The organism is Zobellia galactanivorans (assembly GCF_000973105.1).
GTDB classification, from domain to species: Bacteria; Bacteroidota; Bacteroidia; order Flavobacteriales; family Flavobacteriaceae; genus Zobellia; species Zobellia galactanivorans.
On the sequence record NC_015844.1, the window covers coordinates 1,091,656 to 1,107,500 of the forward strand.

The window sequence follows — 15,845 nt, forward strand, 5'->3', positions numbered from 1 at the left end:
ATTAAAAACCTAATTTCATTCCAATCCTAAAACTTCTAGAAGAAGGATATGCTCCGTTATCGACCCCGAAACTAACATTACTGGAGGCGTACAAATCTACCTCTGGATCAAAACCGGAATAGTCGGTTATGGTGATCAAATTATCTGCAGCGATATATAGCTGCGCACTTCTGAACCATTGTAACCCGAGGTCATCAATAGGCAAATTATATGAGAGATTGATGGTCTTTACCCGTAAATAAGAACCATCCTCAACATTTCTATCACTAAAGTTTTTCCATTCCCCGGCATTGGTCAAGGGAGCTTCAATGGTACTTCCGGTTCCCGGCCCCTGCCATCGTTCATCGAAGGCCTTTTGCAGCACATTGTGTTTTTGAGGTTGGGCATAGAGTCCGATAGTATTCATATTGGCAATGTCATTTCCTTGACTTCCGTTTATAAATACCGATAGGCTTAAATTTTTATACGAAAATGAATTGGTGAACCCATAGATAAAGTCTGGGTTAGGATCCCCTACCACTTCTTTATCGTCTAAGTTCTGCTTAAAGCCATCGCCATTCAGGTCTCTGTACTTGGGAAGTCCGACCCTATTTACACCACCGACCGTGTTGCCTTCGGCAATAATTTCTTCTTCCGATTCCCAAATACCATCAAAACGATAGCCAAAAAACTGGCCTAAGGGTTTACCTACTTGGGCAATGGACGAACCATAAGCGGTCTCTCCCCTTCCGATTCCATTGATCAGTTCATCGGTACCTTCAGGTAGTTCCAACAGTTTATTTCGGTTAAAGGAGATATTGAAATTAGAGTTCCAGGTAAGTTTCCCGAAATTATGGTTCATTCCAAGGTCAAATTCAAATCCCCTGTTTTCTACCTTACCAATATTTTGGACACTGGTATTATATCCAGATTGCGTAGGTATCGCCACACTTAACAGAAGGTCTTCGGTAGTTTTTACGTAATAGCCCGCCTCAAGATTTAGATGGCCATCAAAAAAGCCCATTTCAAGACCCACATCGGTCTGTTTTGTACGCTCCCATTTTAAATCGGGATTGTTAATTCTATTTGGAGCCAAGCCTACTACCGGAACACCACCAATAATAGGTTGATCGGTTGCCGCATAAAGCGCCAATGAATTATAGGCCCCGATAGATTCGTTACCTGTAAGTCCGTAACTACCCCTTAACTTTAATGCACTAAAGACATTGAGGTCTTGAATAAAATCTTCCTCTACCAGTCGCCAAGCAATAGCTCCCGAAGGGAAGACCCCCCACTTTTTACCGGTACCGAATTTTGAGGAACCGTCCCTACGGATAGAGCCCGTAATGATGTATTTATCGTCAAACACATAGTTGACCCTTCCTAAATAAGACAACAAAGCAGATTCCGTTGCCCCACTCTTAGACGGTCTTGGATCAGAACCCAATTCCAAGTTATTGAACTCGACCAAATCGGTAAAAAAGTCATCGGTACGCGAAAACACGCTCTCTAACTTATTACTTTGGTAGGTATATCCAATAACCGCATCTATCCGGTGCTTATCCCCGATAGACTTGTTGTAGTTAAAAGTGTATTCCGCCAATAGATTGGTTCGCTGCAAGGTTCCTACGGAGGCTATACCCTTATTGGGCAAGGCCTGTGTTTCTGCTGTAGTAGGTGTGTAAGCATTCCTTTTGGAATTGATCAGGTCCGCTCCAAAATTGGCCTTGAACGACAGTCCACTCAATATTTCATATTGCAAAAAAGCATTACTCAAAACGCGTGTGGTATAGGTAAGATCGGTTCGTGTCTTAGCAATGGACACCGGGTTTTCAAGAACTTTTACCGTTTCATCGTGATTGTGCACATAATTGCCGTCACTATCCTTAACCGGAATTACGGGCGTCGTTGTCAAGGCATTCCACAATGGCGTATCGTTTTGATACCCACCTCCATCGGAATCTACCGCATCGTTAATGGTTCGGGTAATATTGGCGTTCATACCAAACTTCAACCTTTCCCCCAAATCTTGATCTAGGTTAAATTTAAGTCCGGCCCGTTTAAAATTAGATTCGATGATGATCCCGTCTTGGTCCATATAGTTACCGGAAACCAAATATCTGGTCCCTTCACGACCTCCTGAAACGGTAAGGTTGTAATTATTGGTAATGGCGCTCCTGAAAATCTGGTCTTGCCAATCGGTTCCTTCCCCTAAATCTTCGGGCAAAGGCTTGTTTATTCCGTCATATATAAGTGGTTGACTGTTATTGGTAGCCCACTCGTTCGTCAGGATCGCAAGTTCTTCGGCATTTGCCAAATCCAACTTTTTCCTAACCGAGCTGATGGTAGAGGAATATTCAAAATCGATTTTCGCCTTACCCTGACCTCCTCTTTTGGTAGTAACGATCACTACGCCATTAGCCCCCCTAGCTCCGTAAATCGCCGTTGCGGAAGCATCTTTCAAAACTTCTATCGAGGCAATTTCGGAAGAACTGATACTGGTTAAGGGGTCACTTGCCGAAGCCCTGTTCCCTCCTGCTTCGGGAGTCGTATTACTATTGTCTATAGGAAAACCATCGACTACATATAGGGGTTGACTAGAAGCATTGATAGAGTTCGTTCCCCTTACCCTGATTCGGATACCACCGCCAGGCGCGTTGGAAGCCGCCCTAATATCAACACCGGAAGCCTTACCTTGCAAGGACTGTACAAAGGTATTGGAAGGTGTTTTTTCGAGGTCGGAACCTTTTACAGAAGCCACGGAACCCGTAAGATCTTTTTTCCGTACCGTTCCATACCCTACGACAACAACTTCTTCAAGGCCTGCTGCATCTTCCTTTAAACCAATGTTCACGGAAGATTGTCCGTTCAACCCGACTTCCTTGGTGGCGAAACCGATATATGAAATTACCAGAACCGCATTTTCATCGGCAACATTCAATACAAAATTTCCATCAAAATCACTTTGGGTACCGTTCGTGGTTCCCTTTTCCAAAATATTCGCCCCTGGCAAAGGTGCGCCATCGGCGTCGGAAACCATACCCGAAACCTGAAATTGGACAGGGCCTTCGTTGTACATAACCTTATTATCGGTACTCGGAGGCCTTTTTTCTTTTGGGTTTTTCTTGGTGAGGATGATTTGCCGATTTCGGGTCTTATAAGCCACATCAGAACGGTCAAATAGAAGGGCCAATATTTCCGAAATTTTCTTGTTCTCAATGTGTAATGTCACCTTTCTGTCAACATCTATCCGTTCACTTTCATATAAAAAACGGAACTCGGAAATCGATTCTATTTCATTGAAAACCTGCTCTATACTAGTATTCTCGAGATTTAAGGTCAATTTCTTACCCTGTGCGTAAGAGTTGGCCTGAATCTCAAACAATGAAACTATAAGTAATATGGTGGTGAGTTTCATTTTTAGGTTCATTTTAGGGAAATACCGGAACGGCAACCCCCAACTAACGATTTTTTTCATAGTTTTGGTTGGATTAAATAATTTAGAAAACGTTGTTTAATTCGCACTTATTCAATCGGGAAATGGTCTCAAGCATTTTCCGATTTTTTTATTGAAAGCATTATTTACATAGGCACTGACTTTTGTAATTATCTATTGTATTATAACCTCTTTGTCCCTTATCTCATATTTCAAGGGATATATCTCCCCAATTGATTTCATAACATCATCTATAGTCTCGACATTGACATTAAAGCGAGCATTCAGCACCTTATTTGCCAACATGGTGTTGTAATTCGTAATCGACACATTATAACTCCGTTCCAACCGCTTTTGCATGGCCGAAAACATGGTGTTACGAAATACGATTTCGCCACTTACCCATCCGGTATACAGGCCAACATCGACATTTTCGGTATTGGTTACGTGGGAATTCTTGTCCCATGTACCCTTTGTTCCGGGCGTTAAGATGATGTGATCTTCCGGTTTTACCGAATTGCCCATACTTACGGACCCCTCTACCAAAACGGTATTGATTTCAGCATCCTCATCATAACTTGTCAGGTTGAATTCAGTACCCAAAACTTCAACAGCTACTTCATTGGCATGGACCACAAAAGGGTGATCCGCATCTTTTGCCACCTTAAAATAGGCCTCCCCTTCTAGAAAGACTTCCCTTTTTCCTTCCTTCAAAAATTTCACGGGGTATTTTATTTTCGTGCCAGAGTTCAGGTGCACCACCGTACCGTCGGACAATTCCACATTGAAAATCTTGCCAAAGGGAATTTCTAATTCGTTATACACCAATTCATCTATTTCAGAATCGACCTTATAGGTAATTTTATCGCCCTTTTGCACCCCCAGAACCTTGCCTGTATTCGATACGATTTGTTGGCTCTGCCCTTTCTGGAGTACCTTGACGTTGTTTTCGCCCATTTTAAGCTTAATGGCCGTTGCCTCAATTGGCGCCGACTTTCCGTCTTTATCTTGAAAAAAGAAATAACCTAGGGCCAAGAAGGAGACCAGCACTGCGGCGTATTTCATGACCGGCTTTATAAAAGAGACAGGGCGCTTTCTTGAATTTACCGTTTTTTTCATGAACTGCCGCCATTCTTCTTCCGTATCGAGTTCTTCCAAAAAAAGCAAAGCTTCCGAAATCAGGTTTTCCCCATAGAGCGTATACACCGCTTCTCTTTCCGCTTCGGTCAAACTCCCTAAAGTCCCAGGGTCGACTTTTCCCGACTTCCCCACCTCTATTAAAACCGATTTCAATTGTTCCTTATGGTACATTACAAATGTTCTTTTACTCGATAATCGAGATTAAATGCTCCGAGGCCTGCCTCGAAATCAAGGTGTATTCCTTTTAATGCCTCGCAGGCTTGCCCCGAGGTAGTTTACTATTAGGTTCCCGGAACAATAAATCAGGGTGACAAAATTTTACGATTTTATTAAGAATTTGATAGTTTTTTATCTTAGTTAAAATTAAATCACTATAATTGAATTGATTTTTCAATCAAATACACAATCCCCTACATTAATAACCGACCATAACAAGCACATTTAACGATGTCACTATTTCAAAAGAAAAACAGTCATGAGATGGAATCGCTCTTTAAGGAGTACTTCCCCCTTTTGTGTCTAGTTTCGTTTGGAATCGTAAAGGACAAGGATGTCGCAAAGGACGTTGTTCAAGATTTTTTCATTTCGTATTGGCAGCGAAGGGAAAGTGTTTCAATTACGGTTTCTTTTAGGGCCTACGCCATTAGGGCGGTAAAAAATCTTAGTTTAAAGAGTCTTGAGAAGGCAAAAAAACAAAAATTGATCTTGGCGGATTTACAGGTCGAGAACTACGAAGACCCCAAATTTGGGGAGACCGTAAATGAAAAAGGAAATGTTCTCGCCCTTTTGGACCAGCTTCCGGAAAGTAGAAGACAAATCTTTATTTCTGCGATCCTAAACGGACAGAGTTATGCCGAAATCGCAAAGAACCAGGGCATATCAATCAACACCGTAAAAACACAAATGAAGCGTGCCTATGCGTTCTTAAGACAAGAAGGAGTACAAAAAGTACTCCATTCCCTCATCTGGTTTTCTTGTTTCTTGTAAGGGCAACAAACTTCTTGATGCTGCCCTAAATTGGAAGTCGCTCCCTTATTCGAAGCTTTCTATACTCAATTGTTTTGCCGGCCAATAGTCAGCTTTTCTAAATTCAAACTTTGTTGGCTTATAGTCGCCCACTAAGGATACATTGGCTTTCTCGGGAATTTCCAGGTCAAGTCCCCAGAACACCCCGTTCACCAACAATCTTCTTGTGCCCTCGATCAAAAGGTCATTGGCCGCCCCAACGGTAGAGGCAATAGCTTTTCCTTTTTTACCGTTCGGCAATTGGTAGCTTTTGATCCAGGTAACGGGCATCAATTCATCGCCTAGGCTCTCACCATCTTTATTAGTAGTGGCTATTTCATCGTCGGTAGGCCTCATTCCGAAGAAGATATCATTTTCATCGTATTCCCCTTTTCGGTTCATCACCTGCCCCAAAATAATAGGCTGTGAGTCACCGGGAAGAGGAAGTCGAACCCCGTATACATCACTAGACCCCCATACATCGCCATCGGAAATTCCATTGGTAATACCCGTTGTATTGGCTCCTATAGCGACCATACCTTTAGTACTCTGGTGTTTGTGGTGCCCGTGATGACGGATCCAAGTTTCACCAAGTACCAAACGTCCAAAACCGCCTTCCCATTCGGTCTTGTCCCCTTTGTAGTTAAAGCTGTAATGGGCGTAGTTTGAATCGGAATCCTCAGGAAAGTTAAATGCATGGGTCGCAGTTCTGAGTCCCATAACCGGTTTCCCCGATTTTAAGTAATCGTCAATATATTTCATCTGTCCATCGGGAAGCGCGCGAAATCTTGTAAAGATAACCATCATATCGGCCGTGGTCAATGCTTCCAAGCCCGGAATATTAGTGACATGATTGGCGTTTACGATACCCGGCTTATCTTCTTCTTGGGCAAACAAGACCGTACATTTAAAACCGTGGTGCTTTGATAAGATTTTTGCCAACTGGGGCAAGGCTTCCTCCGAACGATATTCTTCATCCCCTGAAACCAAAACGATATGTTTTGCATTCTCATCGGCTCCATCAAAGGTCAACCATTTTTTGGGCGCATCGACCTCCTTGGTCGTTTCTGGTCCTTTGGCAACCGTCTCCTTTTGTTCTTTACACGCAAATAAAAATAGACAAATTACAATGGGCAATACATTTTTCATTCTGTTCAGGTTTATTTAGATAACTATTATTTTGTTATTCCCAAGCCTTGGGATATAAGCTTAAATCCTTCGGTATATACTTCTTCTACGGGAGAGTAGTTGCGCCATACATTGATGGCGTTGGCAAATTCAGGTATGGCCGTACTGAATGCTTCAATGGTCACCCATCCATGGTAGTCAATTTCCTTTAGGGCCGAGAATACGTCGTCCCAATCAATTTGTCCTTTGCCCGGCGTTCCCCTATCATTTTCACTGATATGGACATGTTTGAGGTGCGGTGCTATCGTTTTGATCGCGCCAGATTGACTCTTTTCTTCAATATTGGCGTGGTGGGTATCGAACATGGCTCCCAAATTCGGATGGTTTACCGTTTTGACCATCTCACCTAAATCGGCCATTGTATTATAAAGATAGCATTCAAATCTGTTGACCGCCTCGGGCGTTAAGATAATATTGGCCCCTTTGGCATATTCTGCGGCCTTCAACAGCATTTCGTTGCTCCATTTCTTTTCGTCTAAGGTAGGCGGTTGTCTTGTAAACAAGGCAAAAGTCGAATGAAAAGGCCCGCATAAGACCTCGGCGTTGGCAGCCTCACCCATATCGATAGACCACTTTAAACGCTCAAGACCCGCTTCCCTGACCTTTTTATCAGGACTCGCTATATTTTGCTCTGCCGATAAGGATGCTACTCCCGTAACCCCCATGTCAATACTCGAAAAATGACGGCCCAATCCTGAATAATATTTTTCGCTGCCCTCCCCGAAGAAGAGCTCTATACCGTCGTATCCGGTTTTTTTCAAATCATCTACAATACCAAAGTGTTGCTCGGTGACGTGGTTCGTCCAAAGCAACATATTCATCCCTATTTTCATTCTATAATGGTTTCTTTAAATCTTAACTTGAACTCAATTAAAAATAAAATTCGCCAGTGATTTCTCACAAAAGATCAAAACACATAAGCTGCGAATTCCATACAATTAACAAAGCTAGCGCTAAATGAAACTTCAAAATTCCTCTATTTTCTTAAAGACTGATACTTTTTTTTCCTCAACGAAGCCATTTCTACTATAATTTTAACCATTACATAGGTGCCTGAATATTCAAAAAAAGCTTTCTATATTCAAGCGGACTCATATCGGTGATGGACTTAAACTGCCTATTAAAATTAGACAAGGCGTTATAACCGCATTCATAACTTATTTGCGAAATATTAAAGTTATCCTCTAAAAGCAGTTTCCGCGCATGACCGATCCGGATCTCGTTTACAAAGCGCGTAAACGTCTTATTTGCCCTAGGTTTAAAGTACCTACAGAAGGAAGTGGTAGTCATATTCAACAAACCGGCCGCTTCGTCAAGGGAAATATTGGTCTTGAAATTGGCCATTACATAATCGTAAACCTTGCGCATCTTTTCGGCATCGCCTCCCCTAAAGGCATTCATATAATTAGGACTGGCCAATATGTTATATTCGGTACTGTTAGATAAGGTATCCAATATCTTAAGAAGATGCAGAATCCTTTTAAACCCTTTTTGTTTGTCAAGCTCCAAGATGAGCCTAATAATGATATCCCTAGTTTCCCCTAGAAATTCTATTCCCCTCAGGGAATGTTCCACAAGTTTATTGATTTTATAAAACTCTTCCATCTCAAGAAGCGGTTCGCTCAAAAGCACATGATCGAAATAGATGACCAGCCCCCTAGTCGTTAGCCCACTGTCCTTTTCAAAATAAATATCATCATTTCGCCACAGGTGAGGAAGGTTAGGCCCCGTCATCACGAGGTCTCCCTTTTTAAAGTTCTGTACATGATCACCTATAAACCGGGTTCCCTCCCCTTCCATGATATACGAAATCTGAAACTCGGGGTGAAAATGCCAATTCGGATTAAAATTGGGACCGATAAGGTCTTTATATATAAAAGTTTCCTTAGGGGTCAACGTCTTTTCTATACTCGGAGCACTCATAAATTTTCTTTATAAACGGGATTATTTGCCAATATAGGATAAAAAAGTATCAACTTTTAATAAGATACAGGATAATTTAATTCAAAATCTATTATAGCTTTGTCTACTCACGTACCAACCACCTAATTTTATCGCACATTTTTTAAAAATAAAACACTTTATATGTATCCAAATTACGATATTTACAAGTGTAAAATACACATTTAATAATTAAATACCGAACGAAGCTTTATTTTTCGACAAAACCACCAACCGCACCAAGCCAAAACGTCGATTTTTTCGACACCAACAATTTATTCTACATACTATGAAATTCATTAGAAGAACAGCTCTAAAGATGACCGCCACGGTTTTCGTGATGGCCACATTTCTTTTCGCCTGTAGCGAAAAAAAGAGCAACACCTTAACGCTTGATAAAAACTCTCGTATTGTTTTAGTAGGAAGCAATCTTGGTTCGAGAATGATGGAATTCGGACATTTTGAAACCGAAATGAACCTAAGGCACCCCAACGATTCACTCTTCATTAGAAACATGTGTGATGGAGGGAACACCCCTGCTTTCAGGCCACATGCCGCAAGAAAATCGCCATGGGCTTTTCCCGGCGCCGACAAATTCGAGCACGATCCGGGCAGCAGAATACACTTTATCGAAGATGATGGAGGCCACCAATCGGGCAGCGTTGGCCACTTCCCCACCCCTGATGAATGGATTACCAGCCTAAAACCCGATATTATAATCGCCTTTTTCGGCTACCTAGAGTCTTTTGAAGGCCAAGAAGGTCTTGACAACTACCGCGAAGAACTCCGTGCCTTTATCAAACATACCCTAAGCACAAAGTACAACGGTGTCGCCCCACCTCAAATGGCCTTAGTTTCTCCCATTGCTTTTGAAAACCTATCGGATAAGATGGATTTGCCCGACGGCACCCAAGAAAACAAAAATTTGGCCCTGTACACCCAAACCATGAAAGAGGTGGCCGCAGAAGAGGGCATTCTTTTCGTCGATGCCTTTGAGGTGACAAAAGAATGGTACGAAACCGAAGATGAAGACCTTACCCAAGACGGATTTCAATTAACCGACACGGGTTACAAAAAATTCGGAAAACTTTTGGCCGATGCCATTTTCGGGGAGAAACAGGCCGATGAAACCAATCGCCAACTCGTACATGATGCCGTTATAGAAAAGAACTGGTTCTGGCTCAACGACTTTAAGATCCCCAATAGTGTTCATGTATATGGAAGAAGATACAATCCTTATGGTCCGGAGAACTATCCGTTCGAAATTGCAAAGATTCGCGAAATGACCGCCATCAGGGATACGGCCATTTGGGAAGCCGCAAACGGCAAAAAAATGGATTTGGCGGCCGCTGATGCCAAAACAAAAAAGCTCCCTCCCGTAAAGACCAACTATAAGGAAAGTGAGAAAAACGGCACCCCGGAATACCTTTATGGCGAAGAGGCCTTGGCACAAATCAAAACTGCCCCCGGTTACAAAGTAGAACTGTTTGCTTCCGAAGAGCAATTTCCCGATTTAGCGAACCCCGTTCAAATGTCATTTGATAACAAAGGACGTTTATGGGTAGCGGTCATGCCAAGTTACCCCCACTACAAAGCAGGGGACAGCAAACCGAATGACAAACTTTTGATTTTTGAAGATACCGATGGTGATTACAAGGCCGACAAGCAAACCGTTTTTGCCGACGGCCTACACCTTACTATCGGATTTGAATTTGCCCCAGAAGGCGTATACATGTCGCAAGGAAACAACTTGATTCTATTGAAAGATACGGATGGGGACGACAAGGCCGACAAAAAGGAGATTATATTAAGCGGATTCGATGATCACGATACCCACCATGCCATTAGCGCCTTTACAACAGACCCTTCAGGGGCTATCTATATGGGTGAAGGCACGTTTCTTCACACCAATGTAGAAACGGCCTATGGTACGGTACGCGGAACCAACGGTGGTTTTTACCGATACAGTCCACAACGTCACCATCTTGAACGCACCGCCCAATTGGCCATCCCGAATCCTTGGGGGATTGCTTTTGACAACTGGGGACAGCCCTTCTTCGAGCACACCTCCGGACCTTCCGCAACATGGATGATGCCCGGAACGATTGTTCCTCGATACGGAGTGAGTTCTCCAATCCCGGAAAACCTTATCGAAAAAGACCACTTGGTACGTCCTACCTCTGGATTGGAATTTGTTTCCAGCCGTCATTTCCCCGATAACGTTCAGGGCGATATGTTGATCAACAACACGATTGGATTTAGGGGAACCAAACAACATAAAATGGTAGATGACCCAAAAACTGCAGGTTATATCAGTAAGCACCGACAAGACCTTATTTTCTCCGATGATAAAAACTTTAGACCGGTAGATCTCGAATTTGCCCCCGATGGTTCGCTGTACTTTTTAGACTGGAGCAATGTCTTGATAGGACATATGCAACACAATGCGCGTGACCCGTTAAGAGATCATGTTCATGGAAGAATTTATAGGGTCACCTATCCTTCCAGGCCCTTGCTTCAGCCAGCTAAAGTTGCCGACGCCAGTATTGAAGAATTATTGGAGAACTTAAAACTTCCTGAATACAGAACCCGTTACCGTACAAAAAGAGAATTACGTGCACGTGACGCAAATGAAGTTTTGGGCAAATTAAAGACATGGGTCGCCAATCTAGATAAGAACGATGCCAATTATGAGCATAACCTTTTGGAAGGTTTGTGGGTTACTTGGGGACTGAACCAAATAGACAGGGACCTATTGACCCAACTCTTGAAAGCAAAAGACTTTAGGGCGCGCGCCGCGGCGGTTGGAGTACTTAGATATGCCGGGCACCAAATCGACGATCAGGCCGAACTATTGATGCAAGCCGCAAAAGACGATAACCCAAGGGTTCGACTGGAAGCCTTAGTGGCAGCATCAAGACTGGGCAAAGATGTAGGCATACCCATTATCACCGAAGCGGGCAAAAAGGGACTCGACAAATGGATGGAACGACCCTACGAGGCAGCACTTGCCCATTTGAACGGACATAGGGCCGGCGAAAAGCCCAAAGACGTAATCGAAACCGACCTCAAAGGAAAAGACCTAGAACTTTTAATGGCGGGACAAGAAATTTACGAGCGGGATGGTTACTGTGCCACTTGTCACCAATCCGATGGCCAAGGCCTTTCCGCTTCCGGATTCCCTCCATTGGCCGGTTCAAAATGGGTTACCGGTAGCGAAGAGCGATTGATAAAACTAACCACCAACGGAATCATGGGCCCCATAGAAGTCAAGGGCAAAAAATATCCCGGCCAAGTACCTATGACCCCTTTCGGGAAATTGTTGGACGAAGAAGAAACTGCCGCCGTACTCACCTATGTTAGAAATACCTTCGGCAACAAAGCCTCGACCATCTCCCCTGAAAAAGTTAGGGAAGTCCGTGAAAAAATCAAAGATAAAGAAGGCTTCTACTCGCCCGAAGAACTATTACAAGAACACCCGATGGAGTAATCGAACCAAACCACACTTATCTTTAAAAGGAGGCATTCAAACGAATGTCTCCTTTTTTTATGTTCCCGTGAAAAAGGGTTCGGTTCTTAGCTGAAAACACCCCCTCCCTAATGTTAAAATGGACTTAAATTCCTACTATTTTATCATTGCCTAAATTTGATTTTCCATCTCCATAGAAACAAAAATTTCACATCTCTTCCGTTAAATATAGAGAAATTTATCAGAGACTAACAAGAAATCGATTTTTCAAAAAACAACACCCCTACCGCCATTTATATCTAATTTATAAGGCTTTACAGACACCGAAAATTATTGAGGTTTAAAAAAAAAGCCTATCAATAAAAAATAATTATCAAATAAAACGACAATAGGGTCAAATCGATAACTGTTTTTGTAACAAATATGTATTTCGTTAAAAAATATATCACAAAATACAGAATTATCAATTTATGGCAAAAAAATACCATAATTTGCAATTTAACAGGTATACTCGCTTCACTCATACCGCTACATTTGAATTAATTCCTCTAACTAATTCAACAACTTAAACTTTTAGACTATGACTTCAATGTTATCATCTTTTAAGATCAAACAGCTTTGTTTCTTATTAGGTATTCAAATTGTATGTCTCCAATCTTCTTTTGGAGCGAGTATATCTGTCGACGTGACCGACGGGTATACAGAGAGAAAAGACGCAATTCCTTATCCATCATCGGATGAGCAAGACAACGTAATTACCGGTACGGTAAGCGACCAAGGCAACCAACCTTTACCTGGTGCGAGTATTATAGAAAAAGGTACCACAAATGGTGTCACAACCGATTTTGACGGTAATTTTTCCATCGAAGTAAGTAGCAGCGATGCGGTACTTGTCATTTCCTATATCGGCTATTCGGCAAAAGAAATTCCCGTTAGCGGACAGAGTAACATAGTGGTTACCCTTGACGAAAATGCAGCTGCCTTGGACGAGGTTGTTTTAATCGGGTACGGTACCCAAAAGAAAAGCGACCTCACTGGTGCCGTCGGCTCCGTAAAAGCCGAAGAATTGGCAGAAAGGCCCGCCGCCTCAATGAATCAGGCCATAGCAGGTAAGATTTCCGGAGTCAATGTAACCTCGGGATCTGGTAGACCAGGAGGAAGAACAGTGGTACGAATTCGCGGTAACACCTCGGTAAGTATTGCCAATACTCCCTTGTACGTAATTGATGGCGTTATTCTTAGTGCCGCAAACTTGCCCAACGGCAGTACGCCCATTGATTATATGAACCCAAATGACATTGAATCCATTGAAGTTTTAAAAGATGCTTCCGCAACGGCTATTTACGGGGCTAGAGGAGCAAATGGCGTTATCTTGGTAAGTACCAAAAGAGGTACGACCGGTGGCGGTGGCCGTCTTAACTACGATGTAGATTTCAGTATAGGGACATTACCCAAGAAACTTGATTTACTCAACTCGGAAGAGTTTCTTCAAGTCGAGGAAACCGCCTATGCAAACGCTGAAAAATTCGACCCCGACGGATGGGCCGGAGGTAGGTACACAGACCCTAGACTTAAAAGAACGGACCCTAGACTTTTTGATACGGAAGGCAACCCATTATATGATACCGACTGGCAAGATGAAGCCATAAGAACCTCATTTACCCAAAACCACCAACTCTCTTTTACAGGGGGTACCAAACAGGGGAACTATGGACTTTTTATGGGATTTCGAGATGAGCAAGGCCTTATTATAGAATCTTGGTTAAAACGCTATTCAGCCCGATTTACCATGGATTCCGACATTACCGATTGGCTCAGGGTCGGTGGTAGTTTAGGATATAACGACCAAAACGAGAAACAAGTGGATCAACTTGGGGGCGGAGGGATCACCACGATGAGACAGGTGTTTGAGGCCTTACCCATAATTCCCGTAAAATATGAAGATGGAAGCTGGGGTTCCAATTTAGACTATCCCGGTATGGAAGGCGGCGGAAGCCCTGTTGCCGTTGCAAACGACAGAAGGTACTTTCTAAAAACACAATCGGTTATTGGTAATTTTTATAGCAATATTTCCTTCCATAAAAACTTACAACTACGAACAACGGTCGGTGCCAACATAATAAATCAAAGAAATGATTACTATGGAAGTAAGGACCTAAGATATATCGCCCAACCTGATGGTAACGCCTATGTCGAAAACGGTCGTTACAATTCATGGCAATTTGAAAATTACCTGACGTATAATAAAGATTTTGAAAACGAAAATTCATTGACCGCCATGGTGGGACTGTCTTGGCAGCATATAGATGAATTCAAGTCAAAGGCAGAGACTAGAGGATTCGCCGATGATTTTTATGGCTTTAACAATCTGGCAGCAGGTTCCAACCCCCAGACACCTACCTCAAGTAGTATTGCCTACGGACTAAACTCTTACTTTGGCCGTGTAAACTACAACCATCAAAACAAATATTTACTGACCTTAACAGGAAGGGCCGACGGTTCTTCAAAATTCGGTCCTGAAAATCAATTTGCTTTCTTCCCATCGGCCGCTTTGGCCTGGAGGGTTTCCAACGAAGATTTTTTATCACAAAGTGAAACCATTTCAAACTTAAAAATAAGAGCTAGTTACGGGGCCACGGGAAATTCAGAAATTCCAGCATATAGGGCCTTGGCCGGACTGGAAAGCGGTTCTGTCATCTTTGCGGGAGACCGGGCTTCCTATAACATTCCACAGCGTATGGCCAACCCCGACTTACGATGGGAGAAAACGGAACAAGTAGATGCCGGACTTGAATTAGGCCTTTTGAACAACCGTATTTCCATAGAATTGGATGTGTACCGTAAGCTTACCACCGATATGCTTCTTAACGCCCCTGTACCTTCCACCAGTGGTTTCTCAAACGTTTTTCGAAATGTGGGAAGCATGGAGAACAAGGGTGTTGAAATCAACCTAAACACTATCAATGTTGACAACGAGCTTTTCGGTTGGAATTCAAATTTCAATATTTCCATCAACAAAAACAAAGTAGTGGCACTTTCTGGCGGATCCGATATCTTTTTGGGATCTACACTAATTCGTGAAGGAGAGCCCGTAGGCACTTTCTTCGGATATATTGACGAAGGTACTTGGAACACCGATGAGGCTGCCGAAGCAGCTATCTATGATAGACTTCCAGGAGACATCAAATACAAAGACCTTAATGACGATGGCGCCATTAACAGTGATGACAGGGCCATCATAGGAAAAGGTATCCCTGATGGTTTCGGAACTTTTTCCAACACCTTCAGATATGGAAACCTAGAACTATTGGTAGACCTTCAATTTCAATATGGCAACAGCCTTATGTACCGCGACGAACACTCTGCGGAAGACCGTCAAACCATTGCCAATAGTTTTTCTACGGTTTTAAATGCTTGGACTCCCGATAATCAAGATACCGATATCGCACAAATAAGACCCATAGCAGCCGGGTATGACACCAACAACGATTCCGGGAAGCTAAAGGACGCTTCCTTTTTAAGGGGGCGAAACGTGATGCTCTCCTATGTCTTTAAACCTGAACTGACCAAGCGTTTGCACCTAAGCCGTTTGAGATTGTACACTTCCGTACAGAACTTTTTTGTCGCCTCAAAGTTTCCGGGATACGATCCAGAGAGCTCAAATGGCGGCGGTACGTTCGATCAAGG

8 protein-coding genes (1 of these 8 running past the window's edge) are annotated in these 15,845 nt (G+C 42.9%); 3 read left to right on the forward strand and 5 right to left on the reverse strand.

From position 1 onward, the window contains the following. Position 1: 1 nt before the first annotated feature. Together ZOBGAL_RS04335 and ZOBGAL_RS04340 are read right to left on the reverse strand one after the other, a co-directional pair. Positions 2 to 3,457: a TonB-dependent receptor gene (locus ZOBGAL_RS04335; protein ID WP_013992290.1), complete on the reverse strand. Its 3,456-nt coding sequence runs from the start codon at positions 3,455 to 3,457 to the stop codon at positions 2 to 4. A 132-nt stretch (positions 3,458 to 3,589) separates the two neighbouring features. Then, on the reverse strand, positions 3,590 to 4,726 hold the full coding sequence (locus ZOBGAL_RS04340; RefSeq protein ID WP_013992291.1) for a FecR family protein: 1,137 nt from the start codon (positions 4,724 to 4,726) through the stop codon (positions 3,590 to 3,592). Positions 4,727 to 5,002: 276 nt separating this feature from the next. Here ZOBGAL_RS04340 and ZOBGAL_RS04345 point away from each other — a divergent pair, with 276 nt between their 5' ends. Beyond that, complete coding sequence (locus tag ZOBGAL_RS04345) at positions 5,003 to 5,542, forward strand: sigma-70 family RNA polymerase sigma factor (protein WP_013992292.1); 540 nt, start codon at positions 5,003 to 5,005, stop codon at positions 5,540 to 5,542. 45 nt (positions 5,543 to 5,587) lie between these two features. Here the strand turns inward: ZOBGAL_RS04345 and ZOBGAL_RS04350 are convergent, their stop codons facing one another. The 3 genes from ZOBGAL_RS04350 to ZOBGAL_RS04360 all read right to left on the reverse strand — a co-directional run bounded on the left by ZOBGAL_RS04350 (position 5,588) and on the right by ZOBGAL_RS04360 (position 8,671). After that, positions 5,588 to 6,709, reverse strand: a complete 1,122-nt coding sequence (locus ZOBGAL_RS04350) for a hypothetical protein (protein WP_013992293.1) — start codon at positions 6,707 to 6,709, stop codon at positions 5,588 to 5,590. A gap of 26 nt (positions 6,710 to 6,735) precedes the next feature. Beyond that, positions 6,736 to 7,581, reverse strand: a complete 846-nt coding sequence (locus tag ZOBGAL_RS04355) for a sugar phosphate isomerase/epimerase family protein (protein ID WP_013992294.1) — start codon at positions 7,579 to 7,581, stop codon at positions 6,736 to 6,738. Positions 7,582 to 7,789: 208 nt separating this feature from the next. Then, a complete protein-coding gene (locus tag ZOBGAL_RS04360; protein ID WP_013992295.1) occupies positions 7,790 to 8,671 on the reverse strand; it encodes an AraC family transcriptional regulator in 882 nt (293 codons plus the stop codon). 307 nt (positions 8,672 to 8,978) lie between these two features. Here ZOBGAL_RS04360 and ZOBGAL_RS04365 point away from each other — a divergent pair, with 307 nt between their 5' ends. Both ZOBGAL_RS04365 and ZOBGAL_RS04370 read left to right on the forward strand, forming a co-directional pair. After that, positions 8,979 to 12,179 (forward strand): PVC-type heme-binding CxxCH protein, encoded by a 3,201-nt coding sequence (locus ZOBGAL_RS04365; RefSeq protein ID WP_052725472.1) that lies wholly within the window; start codon positions 8,979 to 8,981, stop codon positions 12,177 to 12,179. Between the two features lie 559 nt (positions 12,180 to 12,738). Further along, positions 12,739 to 15,845: the 5' portion of a SusC/RagA family TonB-linked outer membrane protein gene (locus ZOBGAL_RS04370; RefSeq protein WP_013992297.1), read on the forward strand. The gene runs 64 nt beyond the window's last position; only the first 3,107 of its 3,171 coding nucleotides appear in the window; it begins with the start codon at positions 12,739 to 12,741; the stop codon falls past the right edge of the window.

Excerpts from the sequence above, each read along its gene's own strand:
- ZOBGAL_RS04335 (WP_013992290.1), bottom strand. The coding sequence starts at position 3,457 with ATGAAAAAAATCGTTAGTTGGGGGTTGCCGTTCCGGTATTTCCCTAAA.
- ZOBGAL_RS04340 (WP_013992291.1), bottom strand. The coding sequence starts at position 4,726 with ATGTACCATAAGGAACAATTGAAATCGGTTTTAATAGAGGTGGGGAAG.
- ZOBGAL_RS04345 (WP_013992292.1), top strand. The coding sequence starts at position 5,003 with ATGTCACTATTTCAAAAGAAAAACAGTCATGAGATGGAATCGCTCTTT.
- ZOBGAL_RS04350 (WP_013992293.1), bottom strand. The coding sequence starts at position 6,709 with ATGAAAAATGTATTGCCCATTGTAATTTGTCTATTTTTATTTGCGTGT.
- ZOBGAL_RS04355 (WP_013992294.1), bottom strand. The coding sequence starts at position 7,581 with ATGAAAATAGGGATGAATATGTTGCTTTGGACGAACCACGTCACCGAG.
- ZOBGAL_RS04360 (WP_013992295.1), bottom strand. The coding sequence starts at position 8,671 with ATGAGTGCTCCGAGTATAGAAAAGACGTTGACCCCTAAGGAAACTTTT.
- ZOBGAL_RS04365 (WP_052725472.1), top strand. The coding sequence starts at position 8,979 with ATGAAATTCATTAGAAGAACAGCTCTAAAGATGACCGCCACGGTTTTC.